At 59.0% G+C, this 20,741-nt stretch carries 17 protein-coding genes and 2 pseudogenes; 10 read left to right on the plus strand and 9 right to left on the minus strand.

What is annotated here, in order from left to right; translation table 11 throughout:
- Positions 1-87: 87 nt before the first annotated feature.
- Positions 88-1,026 carry an AraC family transcriptional regulator gene (locus tag AS026_RS34980; RefSeq protein WP_062375498.1) on the plus strand — a complete coding sequence of 313 codons (939 nt, stop codon included), beginning with the start codon at positions 88-90 and terminating at the stop codon, positions 1,024-1,026.
- 77 nt (positions 1,027-1,103) lie between these two features.
- Here AS026_RS34980 and AS026_RS34985 read toward each other — a convergent pair whose 3' ends face one another.
- The 3 genes from AS026_RS34985 to AS026_RS34995 are packed head-to-tail and all read right to left on the minus strand — an operon-like array spanning position 1,104 to position 3,321.
- Complete coding sequence (locus tag AS026_RS34985; protein ID WP_062375464.1) at positions 1,104-2,093, minus strand: enoyl-CoA hydratase/isomerase family protein; 990 nt, start codon at positions 2,091-2,093, stop codon at positions 1,104-1,106.
- 38 nt (positions 2,094-2,131) lie between these two features.
- Positions 2,132-2,602 (minus strand): RidA family protein, encoded by a 471-nt coding sequence (locus tag AS026_RS34990; protein WP_062375466.1) that lies wholly within the window; start codon positions 2,600-2,602, stop codon positions 2,132-2,134.
- Entirely contained in the window at positions 2,596-3,321 is a 726-nt protein-coding gene (locus AS026_RS34995) for an SDR family NAD(P)-dependent oxidoreductase (protein ID WP_025658976.1), read from the minus strand. The genes AS026_RS34990 and AS026_RS34995 overlap by 7 nt, the downstream gene beginning before the upstream one ends.
- A 277-nt stretch (positions 3,322-3,598) precedes the next feature.
- Between AS026_RS34995 and AS026_RS35000 the strand changes: the two genes are divergently transcribed.
- Together AS026_RS35000 and AS026_RS35005 are read left to right on the plus strand one after the other, a co-directional pair.
- Positions 3,599-4,684: an NAD(P)H-dependent flavin oxidoreductase gene (locus AS026_RS35000; protein WP_062375500.1), complete on the plus strand. Its 1,086-nt coding sequence runs from the start codon at positions 3,599-3,601 to the stop codon at positions 4,682-4,684.
- Between the two features lie 122 nt (positions 4,685-4,806).
- Complete coding sequence (locus AS026_RS35005) at positions 4,807-5,277, plus strand: YybH family protein (RefSeq protein ID WP_025658974.1); 471 nt, start codon at positions 4,807-4,809, stop codon at positions 5,275-5,277.
- Positions 5,278-5,864: 587 nt separating this feature from the next.
- Here the strand turns inward: AS026_RS35005 and AS026_RS35010 are convergent.
- Positions 5,865-6,515, minus strand: a complete 651-nt coding sequence (locus AS026_RS35010) for a response regulator transcription factor (RefSeq protein WP_062375468.1) — start codon at positions 6,513-6,515, stop codon at positions 5,865-5,867.
- A 252-nt stretch (positions 6,516-6,767) separates the two neighbouring features.
- On the opposite strand from AS026_RS35010, the gene AS026_RS35015 reads away from it, so the two are divergent.
- A complete protein-coding gene (locus tag AS026_RS35015; RefSeq protein ID WP_062375470.1) occupies positions 6,768-9,596 on the plus strand; it encodes an ATP-binding protein in 2,829 nt (942 codons plus the stop codon).
- Between the two features lie 91 nt (positions 9,597-9,687).
- Here AS026_RS35015 and AS026_RS35020 read toward each other — a convergent pair whose 3' ends face one another.
- The 3 genes from AS026_RS35020 to AS026_RS35030 all read right to left on the minus strand — a co-directional run bounded on the left by AS026_RS35020 (position 9,688) and on the right by AS026_RS35030 (position 12,260).
- Entirely contained in the window at positions 9,688-10,335 is a 648-nt protein-coding gene (locus tag AS026_RS35020; protein WP_100248236.1) for a cysteine hydrolase family protein, read from the minus strand.
- A gap of 18 nt (positions 10,336-10,353) precedes the next feature.
- Complete coding sequence (locus tag AS026_RS35025) at positions 10,354-10,899, minus strand: hypothetical protein (RefSeq protein WP_062375475.1); 546 nt, start codon at positions 10,897-10,899, stop codon at positions 10,354-10,356.
- Between the two features lie 62 nt (positions 10,900-10,961).
- A complete protein-coding gene (locus AS026_RS35030; protein ID WP_062375478.1) occupies positions 10,962-12,260 on the minus strand; it encodes an epoxide hydrolase family protein in 1,299 nt (432 codons plus the stop codon).
- A 388-nt stretch (positions 12,261-12,648) separates the two neighbouring features.
- On the opposite strand from AS026_RS35030, the gene AS026_RS35040 reads away from it, so the two are divergent.
- From AS026_RS35040 to AS026_RS35050, 4 genes and pseudogenes are all read left to right on the plus strand, one after another.
- The gene (locus tag AS026_RS35040) at positions 12,649-13,356 is read left to right on the plus strand and encodes a type 1 glutamine amidotransferase domain-containing protein (protein ID WP_062375503.1); all 708 of its coding nucleotides are present in this window, start codon (positions 12,649-12,651) and stop codon (positions 13,354-13,356) included.
- A gap of 164 nt (positions 13,357-13,520) precedes the next feature.
- A pseudogene (locus AS026_RS43855) lies at positions 13,521-13,651 on the plus strand (hydrolase); the annotation flags it as partial.
- A gap of 256 nt (positions 13,652-13,907) precedes the next feature.
- Positions 13,908-14,414 carry a hypothetical protein gene (locus AS026_RS35045; protein ID WP_062375483.1) on the plus strand — a complete coding sequence of 169 codons (507 nt, stop codon included), beginning with the start codon at positions 13,908-13,910 and terminating at the stop codon, positions 14,412-14,414.
- Between the two features lie 452 nt (positions 14,415-14,866).
- Positions 14,867-16,366, plus strand: a complete 1,500-nt coding sequence (locus tag AS026_RS35050) for a L,D-transpeptidase family protein (RefSeq protein ID WP_062375485.1) — start codon at positions 14,867-14,869, stop codon at positions 16,364-16,366.
- Between the two features lie 38 nt (positions 16,367-16,404).
- Here AS026_RS35050 and AS026_RS35055 read toward each other — a convergent pair whose 3' ends face one another.
- Entirely contained in the window at positions 16,405-17,622 is a 1,218-nt protein-coding gene (locus AS026_RS35055; protein WP_062375487.1) for a flavin monoamine oxidase family protein, read from the minus strand.
- Positions 17,623-17,738: 116 nt separating this feature from the next.
- On the opposite strand from AS026_RS35055, the gene AS026_RS35060 reads away from it, so the two are divergent.
- On the plus strand, positions 17,739-19,268 hold the full coding sequence (locus tag AS026_RS35060) for a cation:proton antiporter (protein ID WP_062375489.1): 1,530 nt from the start codon (positions 17,739-17,741) through the stop codon (positions 19,266-19,268).
- 181 nt (positions 19,269-19,449) lie between these two features.
- On the opposite strand, the gene AS026_RS35065 is transcribed toward AS026_RS35060, so the two are convergent.
- Positions 19,450-20,031 carry an eCIS core domain-containing protein gene (locus AS026_RS35065; protein ID WP_245307735.1) on the minus strand — a complete coding sequence of 194 codons (582 nt, stop codon included), beginning with the start codon at positions 20,029-20,031 and terminating at the stop codon, positions 19,450-19,452.
- A 335-nt stretch (positions 20,032-20,366) separates the two neighbouring features.
- On the opposite strand from AS026_RS35065, the pseudogene AS026_RS35070 reads away from it, so the two are divergent.
- A pseudogene (locus AS026_RS35070) lies at positions 20,367-20,741 on the plus strand (helix-turn-helix domain-containing protein); the annotation flags it as partial.

Raw genomic sequence — 20,741 nt, forward strand, 5'->3', positions numbered from 1 at the left:
TTCGGTGACTGTTCGCCCTTGGATATGCTCTCCGATTGCCGTACTTTGAATATTCAGAAGTTCCAGTTTCTTTCGCCAAAGTTCAAAATGACACGCGATCCGCTATCACATACCCTCAAGGTCTTTGACGCTCGTACGATCTATGCCGGCGGCTTTATTGGTGGCGGCGACTGGGCCATCCGTTTCGAACCACCGCGCAAGATCAAGTTCTTCGTTGTCGGTCGCGGGCACTGTCTCCTTGCCCTTGACGGCACAGTCGCAAGATTCCGGCTCGAGGCCGGCGACATCTTCATCTTGACGCGTGACGTCGGGTTTGTGGTCGCGAGCGATCTGGCGCTTGCTCCGCAGCCGGCGGCCGAGATCTTCAGGGGCGCCGGGAAGTCCATCATTCCAGTCGGGCAGGGCGACGACTTCCTGTTTCTCGGAGGTCATATCGATACACACCATGCCGGCGGACGCCTGATGATCGAAAGCCTGCCGGATTTTGTTCATCTTCCGGCGGCCGAAAGTGGAGCGAGCCGACTTGGAGCTTTGATCGGCGAACTCGTCGAAGAGGCGGCAGGCGGCGCTCCAGGGGCCGAAATGGCGTGTTCAAGTCTAGCCCATTTGCTGCTCATCCAGATCCTACGTCGGCACCTTTCATCAGGAGACCAGCTTCGTCCCGGCTGGCTTCGCGCCGCCTGCGATCCAAAACTCGCCCCAGCGCTCAACCTCATGCACGGCGACATTGCCCGTTCCTGGACGCTTCCTGAACTCGCCCGTGCGGCGGGAATGTCTCGGACGGCTTTCGCGGTTCACTTTCGTAATGTGACCGGACGCCCGCCGCTCAACTATCTGACTGAATGGCGAATGCTCCAGGCCGAACGCGCGCTTCGCCAGGAGGGCAGTTCTATCGCCAGGGTTGCGGCCTCAGTCGGATATGGTTCCGAGGCGGCCTTCAGCACCGCTTTCAAGCGCGTGATGGGCGTATCGCCTCGACGTGGAGGCCGACTTTATCTCGTCGAGGAAGCGGCGCACGCTTCCTAATTTTGTTTGCCCGTGCTCGCACGAATCATGTGAGGTGTCCGTGCGATTTGCCATGGACTGTACGGACACTTGTTTACCTATTTGTCGGCCAAAGTCCCTGTGTAGTGGCCAAGTCTGGCCTCGATGTCCGGATTGGTCTGCAGGCCCATGTCCATCAGCTTGCCAATGTTCTTCTGTGCGACCGGGCGCTGTACGGAGCTGATGAACGCGTCCCACCCGGCGCCGATCTCGGGGTTGGACGGCAGGCTTGCATAGTCGACGAGACGCTTGGTGTCGGCAATCGCCTGCCGGTCGAAGCCGGAGATGCGAGTGGCGAGGGCGTCTACGAACGGGTCAAGCTTGTCGTCGGGGAACGACCGGTTGACGTAACCATACTCCTCGGCGAGATCGCCATTGATGTCGTCGGAGCCGAGCAGAACCTCAAGCGCTCGGCCCCGGCCCATCAGACGGGGAAGCCGGGCCATAGGACCACCACCGGGTACGAAGCCTGCGCCGACCTCCCATTGGGAAAGGATTGCCTTCTCCCGGCTCGCAAAGCGCATGTCGCTGGCCAGCGCAAGTTCGCTACCGACCCCCGTTGCGCGTCCGCGTATCAGTGCGATGGACACCACTGGCGCCTTGCTGATGCGAACCAGCATGTCCGGAAGCGGATGAAGTCCCGTCGTCCCTGATGGCAGGCTGGTGGATTCGGAAAGCTTGGGCGTGAAGTTGTAGTGGGTCAGGAAAAAGCCCGGCACCGCACTGTCGAAGACAATGACGCGCAAATCGGGATCCGACTCGATCTCGGCGACGACCTTCTCCATCTGCGGAATGGTCTCCGGCCCGAAGATGTTGAAGGGCGGGTTGTCGAAGGTCACCCGCCAGTACGCCGGGGTTCTCTTGTCGACCTTGATCTGTGTCTGCTCGCTTGCAGGCTGAGCTTGCTCGCCCGCCGGACGGGCCGTCTTTTCGGCGACGCCCGCCTGGCCGGAAAGCGCAAGGGCGGGCAGCATCAGAAGGGCGGTGGCCGTCAGAAACTTCGACGAGACAATGACGACGTTCCTCGCATCCGTTGGCTTGATCTTCATGACTTACTCCATCGTTCAGATTGGAAGAGAAAGGTTTGCTAGGGCTCGATCTCGAAAACGAGTTCGACTTCGACCGGCATGCCGAGTGGTATGCTGGCGACGCCGAGGACGATACGCGGTGGGACCCGATCCGCTCCGAAGACATCGAGCAGTAGTTCCGATGCGCCGTCGGCGACCTTCGGATGTTCACGGAAATCTCCCGGCGTAGCGATGTAGACGCCGAGCTTGGCGATGCGACGAATGAGATCCAGCGATCCGAGCTGCGCCTTGGCAGCGGCAAGACCGCTGAGGCAGGCCGTCCGCGCCGCGTCATAACCTTCGAGGACAGACAATTCCTCGCCGACGCGCCCATGATAAACCGGATCGTGTCCAACCACTGGCAACATGCCGCTGAGGAACAACAGGGTGTCGCACTGGACAGCTTCGACGTAGGCGCCGAATGGGGTGGGCGGAGGAGGCAAGGCAATGGCCAGTTCCTCCAGTCGCGCTTCTAGGCCGCGGGCTACCATTTGCCGAGATGTGCGCCGTTGTCGACGTGCAGCACCTCCCCGGTGATATTTGCGGACTCCGTCAGATAGACGACGCCGTCGACGATCTCCTGCACCGCGGTGATCGTTCCCATCGGCGACAGCGATTTCAAAAAGTCCTTCGGGTTGGACGCATGAAGCGGCGTGTCGACGACGCCTGGAGACACTGCGTTGACGCGAATATTGTCTGCCGCAAATTCCAGCGCGAGGCTTTTGGTAATCGCGTTGAGTCCACCCTTTGTGATCATCGGCAATGACGCGTTCACGCCCGCGATCGGGTGATCCGTAAGGGACGACGTGATGGTGACGATGCTTCCGCCAGACTTCTGGCGAAGCATCTGCCTGATCGCGTGATTGGTGAAAAGGATGAAGCCTTCCACGTTGGTCGCGGAGAGCTTCCGGAAATCGTCGACCGTGTATTCTAGGAAGGGCTTCGTAAAAAAGATTCCGGCGTTGTTGACGAGGGCGTCGACGGATCCGAAGCGGTCGATTGCCCGCTGCGCGACCCGTTCGGCGGTGTCGGGATCGCTGACGTCGCCGTCGACGAGTTCCAGACGGTCGGCGCGGTCGAATGGCGTCGTCTCGCTGATGCGTCTCGAGGTTCCCACGACGTTGTAGCCCTTGTCGAGGAAGGTCTGCACGATGCCGGCTCCGATCCCTTGCGAGGCACCGGTTACCACCACTGTCTTCTGCACACTCATGTATGCCTCCGTTTTGATGCAAAGTGCCATTCGCCTGCCGTGGGGGCAGGTCGGCTTGTTTCGAAATTGATGCGCTGATGCCGGCCGTGCCGGGAACGAAGGCGCTTACGCCCTGCGTTCTCCGCAACCATCGCGCCGATTTCCTCGAGGCGCTATTGTACCAAGGTGTCCCCGATACTTTGGGATCGATTGGCGCGCGTAGACACCAAGGTGCAATGGACCGCAACGAGCACCGGAGATATGACGGTCAGACACAGGATACGAAATGGAGTCCGACATGACGCGCTGGCCCGACCGCCGAATCCTCGACTTATTCGGGATTGAAATCCCCATCATTCAAGCGCCCATGGCTGGCTCGACCACGAACGAGATGGTCATCGCCGCTGCACAGGCGGGCGGCCTCGGGTCGCTGCCAAGCGCGTTGTTGAGCATCGATCAGCTAAAGGCGGCTCTGACGAGCATCCGCAGCTCGACGAAGGCTCCTTTGAACGTGAACTTCTTTGCGCATCACACGCCGCCCTCCGATCCAGCCGCGCAGATGCGGTGGAGGGCGCTGCTCGCGCCATATTACGTCGAATCCGGCCTCGATCCAGCGGCGCCGGTGACGGCAGCCGGACGTGCACCGTTCGACTCCGCTTTCTGCGAGGTGGTGGAGGAGTTCAAGCCGGAGATCGTGAGCTTCCATTTCGGCCTGCCGGAGAAGTCCTTGGTGCAGCGAGTGAAGGCGACCGGCGCGAAGATCATCTCGTCGGCCACTACTGTCGCCGAGGCCGTCTGGTTAGAAGAAAACGGCGTCGACGCTGTCGTGGCAATGGGTTTTGAAGCCGGCGGTCATCGCGGAAATTTCCTGACGCATGACATGTCCACGCAGGTCGGAACGATGGCGCTGGTCCCGCAGGTCGTTGACGCGGTGAAGGTCCCCGTCATCGCGGCAGGAGGCATCGCTGACGGCCGAGGCGTGGCGGCCGCCCTGATGCTCGGTGCTTCTGCGGTTCAGATCGGAACTGCGTACCTCTTCTGCCCCAAAGCAAAGATTCCTGCCGTTCATGCGCAGGCGCTCGGTGATGCGCGCGACGACAACACCGCGATCACCAACGTCTTCACCGGCAGGCCCGCCAGAAGCGTTGTCAATCGCATCATGCGCGAGCTCGGGCCCCTCTCCGAAACCGCTCCACCGTTTCCAACCGCCGCGGCCGCTCTCGCCGCAATCAAGGCGAAAGCGGAGGAGGCGTCCAGGAACGACTTCACGAATCTTTGGTCAGGGCAGGCGGCGAAGCTCGCACCGAGGCTGTCCGCCGGCGATCTGACCCGGCGCCTGTATCAGGATGCCCTCAAAGTCATCGAAGGACGGACGCAAGGCTGAGCCTGGGAAGTGTGTCGGATCGCGCTTCTGATACGGGGGCCGCAGTCGAGTGGCACGCGGGAGGTTGATGGGCTGGCTTCTATTTCCCAACGGTCGCCTTTGAAGAAACGAAAGGATTCGCGATGGAACGGCATTTCGTTGAAATCAGTGGAAGCGAAGCCAAGGCCGGCGACGGTAGCCCTCTCGACGCTCTGATAGAGTTTTATAGAGCGTTCAACAGCGGAGACATGGCCGGGCTGGAGTCGGTCTGGTTCAACGGGGAGGCTCCAAGCATGGACAATCCCATCGGCGGCATCCGCCGAGGGTGGCCTTCGATCTCCCAAGGCTATTCCAGGCTTTTCGAGGGCCAGGCTGAGGTCCGCGTCACCTTTCACGATTTCACGAGCCAGGGTGGCGCCGACTGGCATCTCTTCGTCGGTCGCGAGCGAGGCCAATGCAAGACGCCGCGTGAGACGATCGACGTTGCTTTCCGGACGACGCGGTGGTTTGTCCGAAAGGACGATGCCTGGCGGCTGCTCCACCATCACGGATCGGTCGAGGACCCAAAGATGCTTGCCGATTACCAACGGTTGATCTCTAGCGAACGCAAATGACCAAGCGGCAGAGCCGGCGGTTGTCGGCGCTGTCTCGTTCACGACGTATGGCCATGGCCATAAATCGATAAAGCCGGGACCTTCGAGATTACCCGCGAACTCCGCCAGCCTGATGTGCCCTACATCACCCGCATGATTGGCTCCGTACAATCAACCATCGGCGACCCACACTCCAATGCAGGGAAGGCCGTCTCCAGGCGGATTGGAGACGGCCTTGGCGGATCGTGGGAGGGGGATCCGCGAGCTCCAGCGGCGGGAGGAACACTGGAGCGCTTGCTGCGCAAGCTTATCGCCAACTAGGGAGGCGATAAAACATAGCCTAGGCCGTGACGGCCATTCTGGTAAGTAAACTTAGGTATTGCCCGAATAAACCTGATGGCAATTTCGGCAATCACCCGAGAGATTGATAGGAAGCATCCGAGGGCTAAGGACAAACGTCTCGGGCGGTAGCACGGGTCCAATGATCTCCGTCGAAGGCAGTCAGAGAAAAATAGATCGGCGAGGACGCCTCCGACCTCTTTCGCTGACAGTTCTCGGCGTCCCGTCGGAGCCGGCGGCAAATAGTGGTGCCCCGGCTGGATCCGTGTTTAGTGTAGCGGTGCAGCGCCAAGTTCGAGTTTGGCAGCCATGTTTACGAGCTCTGGCAACGATCGTGCACGCATCTTCCTCATCACCTGCCCGCGGTGGGCCTTGATCGTGATTTCGCTGAGGCTCAGTTCATAGGCGACCTGCTTGTTGAGTAGCCCAGCCACCACGAACTGCATGACCTGGCGCTCGCGCACCGAGAGGGACCGATAACGCCGGTCGAGTTCATTGACCTTGATGGTTGATTCAATGGCGGCCTGTATCTCTTCAAGGAGAGCAACCGTGTTCACCGGCTTCGACATGATTGTAAAGTTGAACCGAGATGCCGTCATGGTCATGCCGCGATGGTCGTGGCTCGTTAGCAGAATGACCGGGCAATGCATCGCATAAAAGCAGATGATCCGGGTGAGAGTCTGGACATCCAGATCGGGCAGATCAGCATCGAGAACGATGCACCCGAAGCTCGAAACGCGTCGGGCGGAGAGAAATTCAACTGCTGATCCGAAGATGTCAGGTCGCCAGCCGCACGACCGCAACTCGTCGGGCAGGATCTCGCCGATCTCATCATTGTTGCTCACGACGGATACGGACGGCGCGTCCGACGTCGATAACTTGTTACTTGGGAATGTCTGAGGCAGACCGCCATTGTACATGCCATTCTCCTCCGGTTCAAAGATGAATTCACGTCGAAGTGGTATCTATCTTAGAATGCGCCGACAGCGCGAAGCTCGCCAACAAGAATGGCTATTGTCTAAGCCAATACCGCCCGTGAAGCGACTTAAGTGGGTTGAGAGAATCTGAAATATCCTGAAGTATCCGGTGCGGCGTCTCCGCCGTCATGAATCGCCGCGGCGGTTACAGATGCCGCTGAACTATTTGGCATTGGCAAGAGAGATCGGATCGCTTTGGGACAGATCGAACGGGGCCTTTTCGAATTCTGCGGCTGGGAGATGGATCTCGCAAAGCGGGAGCTCAGGGCTCTCGGCGCACCCGTTCCGATCGGAAGCCGCGCATTCGACATCCTCGAGGTCCTCGTTGTGGCCGGTGGAGACGCCGTGTCGAAGGAGAATCTGATGCGCCGCGTATGGCCTGGGATCGTCGTAGAGGAGAATACACTCCAGGTCCACATATCGGCCATTCGAAAGGCTCTGGGAAAAGACCGGAATCTGCTCAAGACGATCTCCGGCCGTGGATACCGACTTCTTGGCAACTGGAAATCTGGCGCGCCATCGCTCAACGGAGCGGCGCCGTCGGTGAAAACTCATTCAGCCGACGCCCGTTACGTTTCCAAGATCCCGGCGTCGATATCTGATCTTATCGGTCGTGAGAATGCCGTGGCTGAGCTTCTTACGCTCGCATCCGCTTATCGGGTCGTGACGCTGACAGGCCCCGGCGGGATCGGCAAGACGGTACTTGCATCCGAAATCGCCCGTAGTCTTTTGCCCAGCGTCGAAGGAGACGCCTTCTTCATCGAGCTGGTTTCGCTGCAGGACCCCAACCTAGTTCCGACAACCTTGGCTCAAACTCTCGACCTCCAACTTCAAGGTGACGAAATCTCGGCCCAGGTCGTCGCGCGTTGCATTGGTGGGCGAACGATGCTGCTCGTTGTCGACAACTGCGAACACGTCATCGATGCTGCGGCAGCGATGATCGAGGCACTTGTCCGCACGTGCCCAAATGTGACGGTCCTTGCGACAAGTCGAGAATTGCTGAGGATCGAGGGAGAGTTCGCTTATCGCGTCCCACCTTTGGAGGTGCCAGCTAGGGAGGAGGCGACCAGCGCTCTGGAGCACAGCGCCATCCAACTCTTCGTGGCGCGCGCTCGAGCGCTGCAACGGGATTTCGCGGACGACACGGAGAAGCTCTTGGCCATTGCCGGGATTTGTCGGCATCTCGACGGCATACCGCTGGCAATCGAATTTGCAGCGGCACGTGCTGCGACGCTGGGGATAGAGCAGATCGCCGGCCGGCTCGACGATCGTTTCGTGCTGCTCACTGGCGGGCGCCGGACGGCACTGCCTCGTCATCAGACGCTCCGCGCTACCCTGGACTGGAGCTATCAACTTCTGCCGGACGCGGAACGGGAATTGCTTTGTAGCCTGGCGACTTTTCCTGGCGGCTTTACTCTGGACGCGGCGGTAGCGGTCAGCGGCGACGGGGAAGCGGAAACGGCGCTCGTGATATCAAATCTCGTCTCAAAATCTTTGATCGCATTCGACGGTTTCGACGCTGCTCCGCGCTGGCGCCTTCTTGAGACTGTGCGGGTCTACTCGCTGGAAAAGCTGGGAGCTCGGGACGAGTTTCGGCGAACAATGTCTCGAGTTACGAAATACTTCCTCAAGCTGTTTAAACCTTTTTCGGAGGAGCGCTCCCTTCAGACGGCGCTCGACAATATCGGTCGCTACCGAAAGGAGACCGACAACGTGCGTGCGGCCTTGAGATGGGCGTTCTCGGAAACCGGCGATGGCGTGCTCGGCGCGAAGCTTGCTGCCGCGTCAAGCGACTTTTGGACGGCAATATCGCTGGTCTCCGAAGCTGGCGACTGGGCTGAGCGCGCGCTGGAGAGCATCGGAGAAGAAAACGGCTCGCGCACCGAGATGGTCTTGCGATGTGCTCTGGGATACGCGCTCATCTACACTCAGGGAATGAACGAGCGCGGAAAGGAAGTGCTCACCGGCGCGCTGGCACTTGCCAGGGATCTGAACGACTACGACTATCGCCAGCGCCTAACCTGCGCCCTGTGGCTCTTCTCCGCCCGCTCGGCGGAATTGAGCGACGCTCTAGCCTATGCGCGCGAATATGAGGGGGCAGTTGAAGAACACGATATGCGCGGACGCGCAACGGCCTCATGGCTTGTCGGCATTCCCCAGACCTATCAGGCGCTCCATCAAGAAGCCGGCGAGAGGCTTGAATGGGCGGCCACACACTATCCGCTGGTGAACCGCCGGACAGACTTGCTGCGATTGGAAGCGGACGTACGAACGTCTTCTCTGGCTCACAACACAGTGAACCTGATCGCAGGTGGCCGACTGGACGCCGCAATTCTTACAGCAGAGGTCGCCATACAGGAGGCCCGAGAGACACGGCAGCCTTTCGTCCTCTGCGTCGCGCTCGCATGGTCGGCTTCCTTCGTTTCGTTAACGCTTAACGATCTGGACCGCGCGCAGGAATGGGGCGAGGAGCTTTTAGCGGAGGCATCCAAGCACGGTCTTCGACCCTTCCAAGCCGCCGGCTTGTGCATCAAGGGCAGTCTCGCCTATCGAACGGGTAGCCCGGCCGAGGGTATCGAGGCTCTTCGAACCGGCCTCGTGGAACTGCGTAGTGGGGCCTACCTGTTGTTCTATCCTTTCTACCTCTGTGAGTCCGCAGCTGCGCTACAGTCAATGGGGCGTTTCAACGAGGCTTTGAACGAGGTCGCCAACGCGTTGCTGTTCTCGGAAGAGAAAGGCTACCGTTGGATGGTGCCCGAAATCCTGAGGCGGAAAGCAGAAGTGCTCAAGGCGCAAGGCTCAAGCGAGACGTCCCTGATCGAAGGTCTTTTTCAACAGGCGATGGCGGAAGCGGCGAAGCAGGGAGCACTGTATTGGGAATTGAACGCGGGCGTCAGCCTTGGTGCGTTCCGCCAGGCAAGCGTTCCGAGTGTTCTGCTTCCTGTCTATCGGCGATTCACTGAGGGCTTCAGCAGCCCGAGGCTTCTCGAGGCAAAGGCATTGATCGAGGCATCGGCTGTGTGAAGCTGCGATGGAACCGACGGACGTCGTTTTCGGTCCCGTACGACCGACGAGCAGCGCCGGCGTCTGTGGGCAGGCGCTATGACTGGTTGTCTCAGGTGGCAGGGGCCACGGGCTCCATGGTTTTCAGCGCATCAACAATCTGCTCAGTGGTTACGATCGCGCTCGCATAGTTCGGCATATTGATCACCAGCGCCGCGTGCATCATCTCGTCGGAGTAGTCGGCGACGGCGTCCTTCACGACTGTCACGTCGTATCCAAGCTCTGCCGCGAAACGCACGGTCGCCTCGATGCAGGTGTGTGCGATCAGCCCTATGACAATGAGTTTGTGAATGCCCTGCCTCTTGAGCTGCAGATCGAGATCGGTGTTGGCAAAGCCGCTGGAGCACCAATGCTCCGAGGCGACAATCTCGCCGGACGCGGGTACAAACTCGGCCTTGAACTCTCCGCCCCAGGTCCCGTATTCAAAACTCCTACGGTTCCACGCAAGCTTTTGAATAGGCGCAATGTACTTCCAGTTCTTGTAGTCGCCTTCGCGGTACCTGTGGTGCATGGCAAAGAAGACGGGAATCTTGACCTGTCGTGCCGTACTGAGGATTTGCTCCATGTGCGGCACGCAATTGTTGGCTTCGGCGACTTCCTTGATGCGTGGCCAGATCTTGCCGCCTTCAGTGATGAAGTCGTTGTACGGGTCGACCACCAGAAGACCGGTGATACCGCGCTCGTATGACAGATGCATGATTATCGGCTCCTTTGGGCTTCAGGCTGCTTTCGACGGCTGTTGGCTGCGGAGCGCGTGGCGCTCGATGCTGGCTGCGAACAGTGGCGTCTCGCCCTTGTTATGGGCGATCGACATCGGCTGGCGCTGCGTGCGGAAGATCTCGAAAGGAATGCCCTGCCGGTCGAGCGAGGCGAGCATGTCCGGGGTCGCGAAGGACTGAACCCGGTTGGTAAATTCGCAGTGATTTTTGTCGATTGCCTTGACGCTTAGTTCCCAGGTCACGTGAATGGCTACCCGGCCCGTCGGCGTGAACACATCAGAGTCGGAATCAAGGATCAGATGATCCCTTTCGCCGAGCGTTTCGACGTAGTGCTGCACCATCAGGCTGCCGCCGATCGTTTCGACGTTGATCGACATGCGCGTACCGTCTGGAGCGGTAGTGAAGCCGGCAGCGATATGGGCGGGCGAACAGCCCTGGTATTCCTTTTCGGGCAGCGTGAAGCACCACGTCGGGATGTCGATCTTCTCGATCGACGCGTTGATGATGGCCGTGAAGCTGGAATCGACGATCTGGTTGTCTGACATTGTCTTTCTCCTTCATCCAATGGGTGGGAATTTTGCGGCACCAGGGAACGCCGCAGACGCCGTCACATCGATTTTCGGAGCGGCTTGAAGGCGGCGCGCAGATCGGCCGTGAGAAGCATCGGCTGCTCCCAGGCTGCGAAATGGCCGCCCTTGGGAGGCCGGTTGTAGAAGATGAGCTTCGGGTATGCCTTCTCGGCCCAGCTCTGGGGAGCCTGGTAAATCTCGTCCGGGAAGGCACTGACCGCGACCGGTATCTTGATGCCGCGCGGATCGAAGAAACCACCCGAAGGGAAGTGCGCGTTATCCCAGTACAGTCGGGAGGAAGAGATCGCCGTATTGGTCAGCCAGTAGAGCGTGATATTGTCGAGGATATCGTCCTTCGTCAGGCCTTCCGTTTTGCCGTCGAAGACGCGAGCGATCATGTCATAGCTGCGGATGTCATGGTCAAGCATCCATGAGGCAAGACCGATCGGTGAGTCGACGATGCCGTAAAGCGTCTGCGGACGGTTGTTCATCTCGATGGCGTAGCCAAGACCATTCTTGTAGAAATCGTCGAGCTGGTCCCACGCGCGCTTTTCATCAGGCGTAAGGTTGGCAGGCGGCGTGCCGGCTGACAGCGCCTTGGATATGTCGGCGGGAACGGTTGCTGCCATGTTGGTATGGATGCCGAGCAATCCCGGAGGCTCTTGCACAGCCATCAGCTCGGTAACGGCGTTGCCCCAGTCGCCGCCCTGCGCGACGTATTTTGGGTAGCCGAGGCGCTGCATCAGTACAGCCCATGCCTTGGCAATGCGGGGAGGGTTCCATCCGGGCTCTGTCGGTTTGCCGGAGAAGCCGTAACCCGGAAGCGATGGGATGACGACGTGGAAGGCGTCATCGGCGCTGCCGCCGTGCGCGGTCGGATCGGTCAGGGGCTCGATGATTTTGAGCTGTTCGATGATGGAACCGGGCCATCCATGGGTGACAAGGATCGGCAGGGCATTTGCGTGCTTAGATTTCACATGGATGAAGTGAAAGTCCAACCCGTCGATCTTCGTGGTGAACTGCGGGTAGGAGTTCAGTTTCGTTTCGATTTTGCGCCAGTCGTAGTGCTTGGCCCAGTGGTCGGCGAGCTTCCTGATGGTAGCGAGCTGGACGCCCTGCGAGTGATCCTTGACCGTTTCCCGGTCAGGCCACCTGGTCGCCGCGACCCGCCGGGCAAGATCCGATAGCTCCGCATCCTTAGCCGAGAATCGAAATGGTTTGATCGCGTTTGGATCGCCACTCGCGGCAAACGCTTCAGGAAGCACGCCCAATGCACTGATTGATGCTGCCACTGCGAGAAGTGTACGGCGCGAAACCGCCGGTTGGTTATGGGACATGAGAGCCTCCTGGAGTTAGCTTGCTGGCGAGTAACAAGTCACCAAAGAGGAAATGCAGCCATTGAACTAAGGTATCGGCGACACCTTCGTATAGTGGAATCGAGAGCACGTTTGGATGTTCGTATTCAACTCTGTCCGCTATGGTTCCGATCGATGCGGCCAACCTGAGAACATCGTCGCTCCGGTTTGGCCATTGGCTAGTGGATCGCGAATACCATCGTCTGGCTTCGATTCAGGTACTGCGCGAACGAGGGCTTTCAGCGCACGGTGTTACCCAATACCAAGGTGTTGCCAATACCAACGTGCAAGTGCGCTTCCCGGCAATCGTCGGCATACTCTCCTAATGCAGCCGGTTTCGCTGCGTAACGGCAAAGGAAGGAGCCGACAGATGAAGATCCTGATGGTTTTCACATCGCATGACATACTCGGAAGCACCGGCCGCAAGACGGGCTTCTGGCTCGAGGAAGGCGCAGCACCATATTACGTCTTTCGCGACGCCGGCATCGATCTGACGCTCGCCTCGCCGAAGGGCGGTCAACCGCCAGTCGACCCAAAGAGCGATCTGCCCGAAAATCAGACCGCTGCGATGGCTCGCTTCAAGAAAGATCCGGACGCGCAGCAGGTGTTCGCGACGACGAAAAAGCTGAAGGATATGCGGTCGGACGATTTCGACGCGGTCTTCTATCCTGGCGGCCACGGGCCGATGTGGGATCTTGCCGAGGATCCGGACTCAATCGCCTTGATCGAATCCTTCTATAACGCCGGAAAGCCCGTCGCGGCGGTGTGCCACGCGCCTGGCGTCTTGCATCGCGTGACCTACAAGGGGGAGCCGATCGTCAAGGGAAAGCGCGTCACAGGGTTCACCAACACCGAGGAGGAGGAGGTTCAACTGACCAACGTCGTGCCATTCCTTGTTGAGGATGAACTGAAACGGCTCGGCGGACTTTTCGAGAAGAAAGACAACTGGCAACCCTTTGCCATCACCGACGGTCGGCTCATCACCGGCCAGAACCCTGCCTCGTCCACCTCAGGTGCACAGGCCCTCGTCAAGCTTCTGAAAGGCGCAACGGAGCAGACAAGTTCCACGGCTGCGTAACTGGCCATGCGAACTGCGTAACGACAAATCTGCGGTCGCAATTCTAGCCGTTGTGACCGCTCGCAGCGCTGCGCCTTGCCTCGGCCTCGCCAGCCGGCACATTCATTAGCTCCGCTGCGGCTGCCAGGCTTCAGTTCCTCACGCCGAAGGATTACACGCTGATCATGATCGACTATCAGTCGCAGATGGCTTTGCGACGAAGAGCATCGATGCCGTCAATCTTCGGAACAACGCAGATCTCGTCGCCCATGGAGCCAAGGGTTTCGGCGTTTCCACCAGTCTGACCACCATGGCTTATGATTGTCCGAAGCAAGGTCTCCGTCTTTGAACCTCGACGTTGAGCGAGGGAACTTTAATGCAGGCAGGCAGTTCTGGTGGCGCAAATCGATATCTAACGGCGATATCCGCGAAATGCTGTGGCTGGTCTCAGCCGCGCCTCAACCTCGACATGAGCAAGCCCACATCGAAATGTTTCAGTTAAAGTAGCAGGCATCACTCGTCTGTCCCATTATGAAGCTAGTCGATGATGTACGCGAGTAGGGAGATCACCGATGGTCGTTTCGTGGATTGAAGTGAACGATCGGATGCAGCAGGGTTATCGATATCCGCTGACCGCGCCCACGGGCCAAGACTTCCACCAGGGCTTTGCGCCGGAACTGACACCTGCGGAGATGCTAAGGCTCGGTGTATTCGGGGGCAAGTACATGACCGATTGCACGGACGAATTCCCCAAAGAATGGTTCGCCGCGGCCAAGATTTCATCCTGGTGTGATCCGAGTTTGAATTTTTTTGGCGTGGGTGCCAGCCAACCACTCAGCGTCTGGCGAGCCAAAGGCTGGATATATCCGGACGATCCCCGCGGGTGGTTTCAATGGTACTGCCGCTATTTCCTGGGCCGCAGGTTGTCCGGCGAGGATGAACGCCAGATTGGGCGTTGGAAGTCTATGAAACGACATGCATCACAGCTACGTCGCCACTGCGAGCCCCACGACTGGTTCTGCCGTCCTCGGCAGCGACAGGCACTACTTCAGTGGGCTTATGATAGCCGAGCCCTATGAACTCGCCCGATCCTGCGCCGAGGACGTGGCTGCAACCTTATCGAAAGCTGCCGGCCTTTCGGCACTGCGGCGGCTCCGTTAGTCAGCAACCACCATTTCTTTGATATCGGCGGAGCGCCATCTCCTCGCTGTATCCGCCTCGGCTGCCAGAATTGCATGAACAATGCGAGCGCGCCGCGCGCATGGCGCCAGCGGTGCCACGATGTCAGTACACTCGCGCTTGAAGAAATAGGGTGGGATTCCAGAATGCTCGCGCGACCAGTGTCTTCGGCGTCAAGGAAGTAGGTGCCGAGGCTGTTGCATGTCGGCCTTCTCAGAAGCAGGAAGACGAGGGGCAGCATGCCGAGGTCCATACCGCCCATCTTCCGCCCGAATGTCGGCGCTGTAGTCTGGCTCATAGATCATAACGGTAGCAGCGCACGGATCTTGCTTTAATGTTTCGAGGACACCCGATGGCCCTGAGAACACTGACACTCTTCGCGGGTGCGCTCGCCAGTCTAGTTCTGTTTGCCGCGTTGGAAGGCAAGGTTAGGGCCGAGCCGCAGCCGGCACTTGCCGAGCAGGCCAGCCCGAAAAATGCCTACGCGGTTCCTGTGCGCCGGGCTGTCCACATTTCTCGGCAGGGAGCCAGTTCGTTCTCGACACTGTTTGAGACTGTTGGAGGTAATCAATCAAGGGTACTGCGCGAGATGGGCGGCGTCTCGATCGTGATGAACAACGATATAGCGGACGCAGTTGAGGCCTATTACGGCAATCCGAAAGCAAAACTTATCTGGGTCGATGGCAGAGGTCCCACCGCCAAGGCTGTGCAGGCGATGAACCTGTTGAAGCAGGCGGATGATTGGGGCCTGAGCGCCAGTGACTATGCGGTCGCCACGACGTTTGAGACGGTTCCGCGGGGCTCGCCCGAATACGCGAAGTCTTTGGCCCTATTTGAAGCATCGCTGTCCGGCAAGTTCTTGATGTTTCTGCAGGATAACTACCGCGGGCGGATCGATCCCAACCAGCTCTCCAACTACTATGACTTCAAGCGGAAGCAAGTTGATCTGAAGGCGGCCATCGACCAATTGTCTGCCCATCCGGATCTGATGCCGGTCGTCGACCGACTTATGCCGAGCAATCCGAAGTTCGCCCAGCTTGCGGCGGAACTTCATTGGCTGCGATCGTCGGGTCAGGGAGGCGATAGCGCCGCCAACATTGATAAGGTCATTGTTGCGATGGAGGAAATCCGTTGGCTGCCTCAGGAGTTTCCTGATCGCTATGTCTTCATCAATCAACCGGCTTACATGGCGTATTACTATGAGCAGGGTCAGTTGGCACTTTCGATGAAGGCCGTAATCGGGCAACAGGATCATCAGACGAACTTCTTCGATGCTTCGATCAAGACTGTTCAGTTCAATCCCGACTGGGGCGTGCCGCAATCGATCATTCGCAACGAAATGCTACCGCATCTGAAGCGCGACCCCGCATATCTCGACAGGGAAGGTTACAAGGTTTCTGTAAAAGGAAAGGCGATGTCCTCCGCGAAGGTCGATTGGGCCCAGCCTCTCGAGAACATCTCTGTTGTTCAGCCGCCGGGGCCGGACAATGCACTCGGACAGCTAAAGATCCTGTTCCCGAACCCCCACGACATATACATGCACGATACCCCGGCGCGCGGAAAGTTCGCCGCGCAGGATCGAATGTTTAGTCACGGATGCGTACGGTTGGAAAACCCACGCGCAATGGCGGCTGCGGTTCTGAAAACATCCGTTGAATTTGTTGCACAACAGATAGCCGATGGGGGAAAGAAGGACATGCAAGTACCGGAAGAAGTTCCGGTATATGTCTCATACTTTACAGCATGGCCAACCGCAGATGGCGTCGTGCACTATTTCGATGACATTTACGGTCGTGATGCAGAGACGCTCGCCGCGATATCGATGACGACCTCAAGCCGCAATCAATCCTGAGCGCCCAAATAACGCAGGGCGTCTACGACATCTTCAAGTCAGCCGCGCAAGACTTCGTTGGCGGCCCTGATACCACTTTCCCAGGCACCATGCGCCGTTGAGAAATCCGAGATGTGGGTGGCCTCGCCCGCAAAGAACAGTTGATCATCGACTGGGCGCGCCAATATGTTGCGGGCATCGGAGTGATTTGGGAGCGCATGACTGTAGGAACCGCGTATCCAATCGGTACGACACCACGAAGTCGCGGCCAGTGGCCGCAGATGCCGTCGTATGCCGCTACCCAGCAGGGATGACAACTGTTCAATCGCGAAAGCGAACGCATCCAGCAGCCCCGCACGCTCAATGACCAGGGCACCTGCGCCTCCGAAGAAGCCCTCGATAATCGGTCGGCCGAGCGGACGGATATAGTAGCTGCCAGTTTCGGCGTTGCGGGGATCGCCGAGAAGATGGGTCTCGGGCTCGAGGCCATGGTTCCCGTGCAGTTCGAGGAATAGCTTGTCTGCCAGGCCAAGCGGCAATTGGCTTGATGCGTGAAGATGATCGTCAACTGCCGCATCGAACGCGATCATACCGTTGGCAAGGACGTTGGTCGACGACGTGATCACAGCCTTCCGGGCAGTGATCGGACCGCGGTCAGTCTCCAGCCGGACTCCACGATCGGACAGCGCGATACGGCGCACAGGTGTCGAGGGTCGCAATGCAACATCAGGAATGCTCGAAGAAATCAGAGTGCCGTAGCCTTCGTGAACCCGCCAATTGGCATCGGATGCGGCATTGTCGTATGCAAGGAAGTCTTTAATCGACAGCCGCTCGAGCGGTGTCCCATTCATGTATCCGCTTGTCGCGTCGCAATAGGCATTCCATTCCGCGTTTGCCGGCAGCGCATCGGAAGCACGGTCGCTTGGTTGGCGATCGCTGCGAATGCGGGTTTGGAATGCGTCCCACGCTGCTTCCGCCGCCTTCTGATCTTCCGGCGTGAAGCCCAAATCGCGCCATTGCCGTCGCCATGCCGTCGGGCCGCTTTCGATGGTAAGCCCGGCAGCACGAGCCATCTCGACGAGTGGATTGCGTTCGGCCGAATGAAGCCAACCACAACCCATGTCGAGCGGCATTCCGCTGATCTCAATTGTCCAGGCGCGACCGCCGATGCGGTCACTCGCTTCCAGGAGGATGACCGAGGAGCCGGCGCTGGACAGGGTCCGTGCCGCCGCAATTCCAGCAGCGCCGGCACCGACAATCGCTACGTCGTAATCCATGGTCGCCGCTCCGCCTTGAGGCGCTCGTCGCTCGTCTTTGACTGATTCTACTACCGGGTTCTACAAGGGAATCGATCCCTCTTCAACGCGCGCTAAAGACTGCTACTATTCGAGGCATGACATTCTTCGAAACACTCGTTGCACTGCTTGCTGTCGCAATCCTGCTATTGCAGGTAACCAGACGAATGCGGCTGCCGTATCCCGGCATCCTCGCTGCAGCCGGCGTTGCCGTCGCGGTGTTGCCGGGTGCGCCAGATATACCCATCGACCCTCCGACCGCCCTTGCATTGTTCATCGCCCCCGTACTTGTCGATTCCGCCTACGACTTCCCCCTCGGCGCGGCGCGGCGCATGCTGGTGCCGCTGTTCGTCTACGCGGTTGTGGCAGTGCTGTTCACGGTTGGAGTCGTGGTGTCGATCAGTGCACTTACCGTCGGGTTGCCCATCGCGGTGGCAGTCACTCTCGGTGCGATCGTCGCACCGCCGGATGCAGCTGCGGCCACCGCGGTCCTGTCCAATCTGCCGGTCGACCGCCGGGTCGACGCACTTCTCAAAGGCGAAAGCCTGTTCAACGATGCTACGGCGCTGCTGCTGTTCAGTGCGGCTTTGACCATCCAGGCGAGGGGTGGGTTCGATACTGAAACCGTAGCGCGGATGGCTTTTGCGGCGCCGGGCGGGATCTTGTTCGGCATTGGCTTCGGGTTTCTGGTTTCACGACTTCGTCCCGCCACCGACAATACGGTTGGCGGCACGCTGCTTCAGTTCGTCTATGCATTCGCGACGTGGCTGATTGCCGAGCGTCTGCACCTCTCTGCCGTGCTGGCAACAGTGGCAAGTGCGATGACACTCGCTACCCTTGCCAAGGTCGACGATCCTCCGCGCATGCGGGTCCACTCGTTTGCCGTCTGGACGACCGTGGTCTTCTTGTTGAATGTGGTTGCCTTCTTGCTGATGGGACTGCAGGCCCGCCGCATTGTAGGCGCCATGTCAGCGGCCGAGCTGGAGAGGGCGATCGGGTTCGCTGCGATCGTCGTCGTAGGCGTTATTGCGTCGCGCTTGGCGATTGCATTCTTTTTTCACGCGATTGTCGGCTATAGGCATCGGCACGGTCATGAACTCGCACCCTTTGAACATGGTGAAACGCTGCTGGTTGGGTGGTCTGGTATGCGCGGACTGGTCACGCTTGCCACCGCGCTCGTACTGCCTGCGGACTTCACCGACCGAGACCTCGTTGTTTTGACGGCCTTCTCGGTCGTGCTGGCAACACTGGTCATTCAGGGCGCAACTCTCGCGCCCATGATCCGCCTCCTGAAGCTCGGGAGGGAGGACAAGGCGAGGCAGGAAGTCCACATGGCACGCAAGTCTCTTGCCCAGGCTGCCCTTGGCCGCCTTGAAGGCGAGAAGGGCCCGGAGGTCGAGGCCATCAGAATAGCCTATCGAGAAATCTGCGAAAACGGCCCCGGGTCTTTGCCGGCACGCCGTCGTGATCTGGCCCTTGCCGCTGTACTGGCACAACGCAAGCGCCTCGACGAACTGCGCGACGCGGATCTTGTCGGTCCTAGCCAGTATCTCGAACTGCAGGAGGATCTCGACTGGAAGCAGCTTGCCGTGGCTTTGGACGAGGAGCGGCGAATTACCGAGAGTTAGGTTCGCACCAAGAGCGGCTCGTGCCTGGATGAACTCCATTTCCTGGTCCTGATGAAGGACAAGATCCTAGAAATTCAGAGAGTTCTCAGGAAGGTCGAGGTTGGATCATCAGTGGAATGTTTGTCTGGCTAGCCCAAGCGCCTCGCTCCTTGGGCAGCGTTTGCCTGGCGCTCGACTCCGATCATTTCAGGCTGCATTTGTGATCGACATCAAGGCTGGGGAATTCTTTCTGTTGATGCTTCCAACGGTCGTAGCCGTCACCTTTGGCATAAGCTTGACTTTCGACCGTCCGCCAATCCCGCGCATATCGGACGGCAAAACCCTCCACCCCCCATTCCCGGAATTGGTCGACATGCGTCAACTCATGGGCCCACGCACAGGGACTCGCGGCTACACGCGGGTCTCTGAACACAACGACATCGATTAGGGTAACTGCATCTGCAAAACCGCCATGCTCCAGCAAGTAGGCAAGGCTGAAGGAACTGTCGCTAATGATTTTGTATCTGACGCGATTCATTGAGTCTTCGCTGGCATAGCCGGCCAACTGACGGCGAATCTCTGCAGGTATCGGCAGGGCGTCGTGCATGGCCTCATTGCGGCTGGCAGTGATTACGCTCGCGAGTATCGGGCCGCTCAGAGCATGTGCCTGAAACTCGTTGAGAGCGCCAACCACACTTTCATTTGCCATAACCACGAAGCTCGCATCGGAATTGTCCCTGCGCTCAGCCTGATAATGAGCAAGGGCGGATAGTCCGTCGAGCATCAGACCAACGGCAAAGATGGCAGACGGAACCCATATAGTGGCGCAGCGTCGCTTCATCGCAGGATTTTTTTCTCATCGGTAACATATCATAGCCGTGTGGGCCGTCCGCGGCTACCGCGTGGAATTCTCTTATGGAGCGCCGAGCCTCGGTCCCAGTATAGGTTTCTCGTCCCATCTGGCCGCCCACCATGGCTGAAGGGAGGTGCAAGCGAGAACGAGCTATCGATGAAAATCGTCTGATATCAGTGTTATGATTAATGCCCGACCTGAGAGATAGGTGACAGACCGTACCGGAGACATGGGTTACATTTTTCGATTTTGGTCGGGAGGTGTGGATGCCGTGGAGAGAGACTTCGGTCATGGATGAGCGTCTTGGATTTGTCGCCCGTTTGCTGGAGGGCGAAGGGATGAGCGAGGTGTGTCGGTCGTTCGGGATCTCGCGCAAGACCGGCTACAAGATCTTCAATCGCTACAAGGAGGACGGGCTGGAGGCCCTGACGGACCGGTCCCGGCGGCCGGTGCGCTATGCCAACCAGTTGCCCGAACCGGTCGAGGCGATGATCGTTCGTTGCAAACAGGAGAAGCCGCACTGGGGGGGCGCGCAAGATCCGCGAGCTTCTGGTGCGCCGTCTGGCCGGCGACGTGCGCATCCCGGCGAGAAGCACGGTGCATGCGGTGCTCGACCGGTACGGCCTTGTGAGCCAGGCCCG

The sequence above is a fragment of the Rhizobium altiplani genome (assembly GCF_001542405.1).
In the GTDB taxonomy this organism is placed as follows: domain Bacteria; phylum Pseudomonadota; class Alphaproteobacteria; order Rhizobiales; family Rhizobiaceae; genus Rhizobium; species Rhizobium altiplani.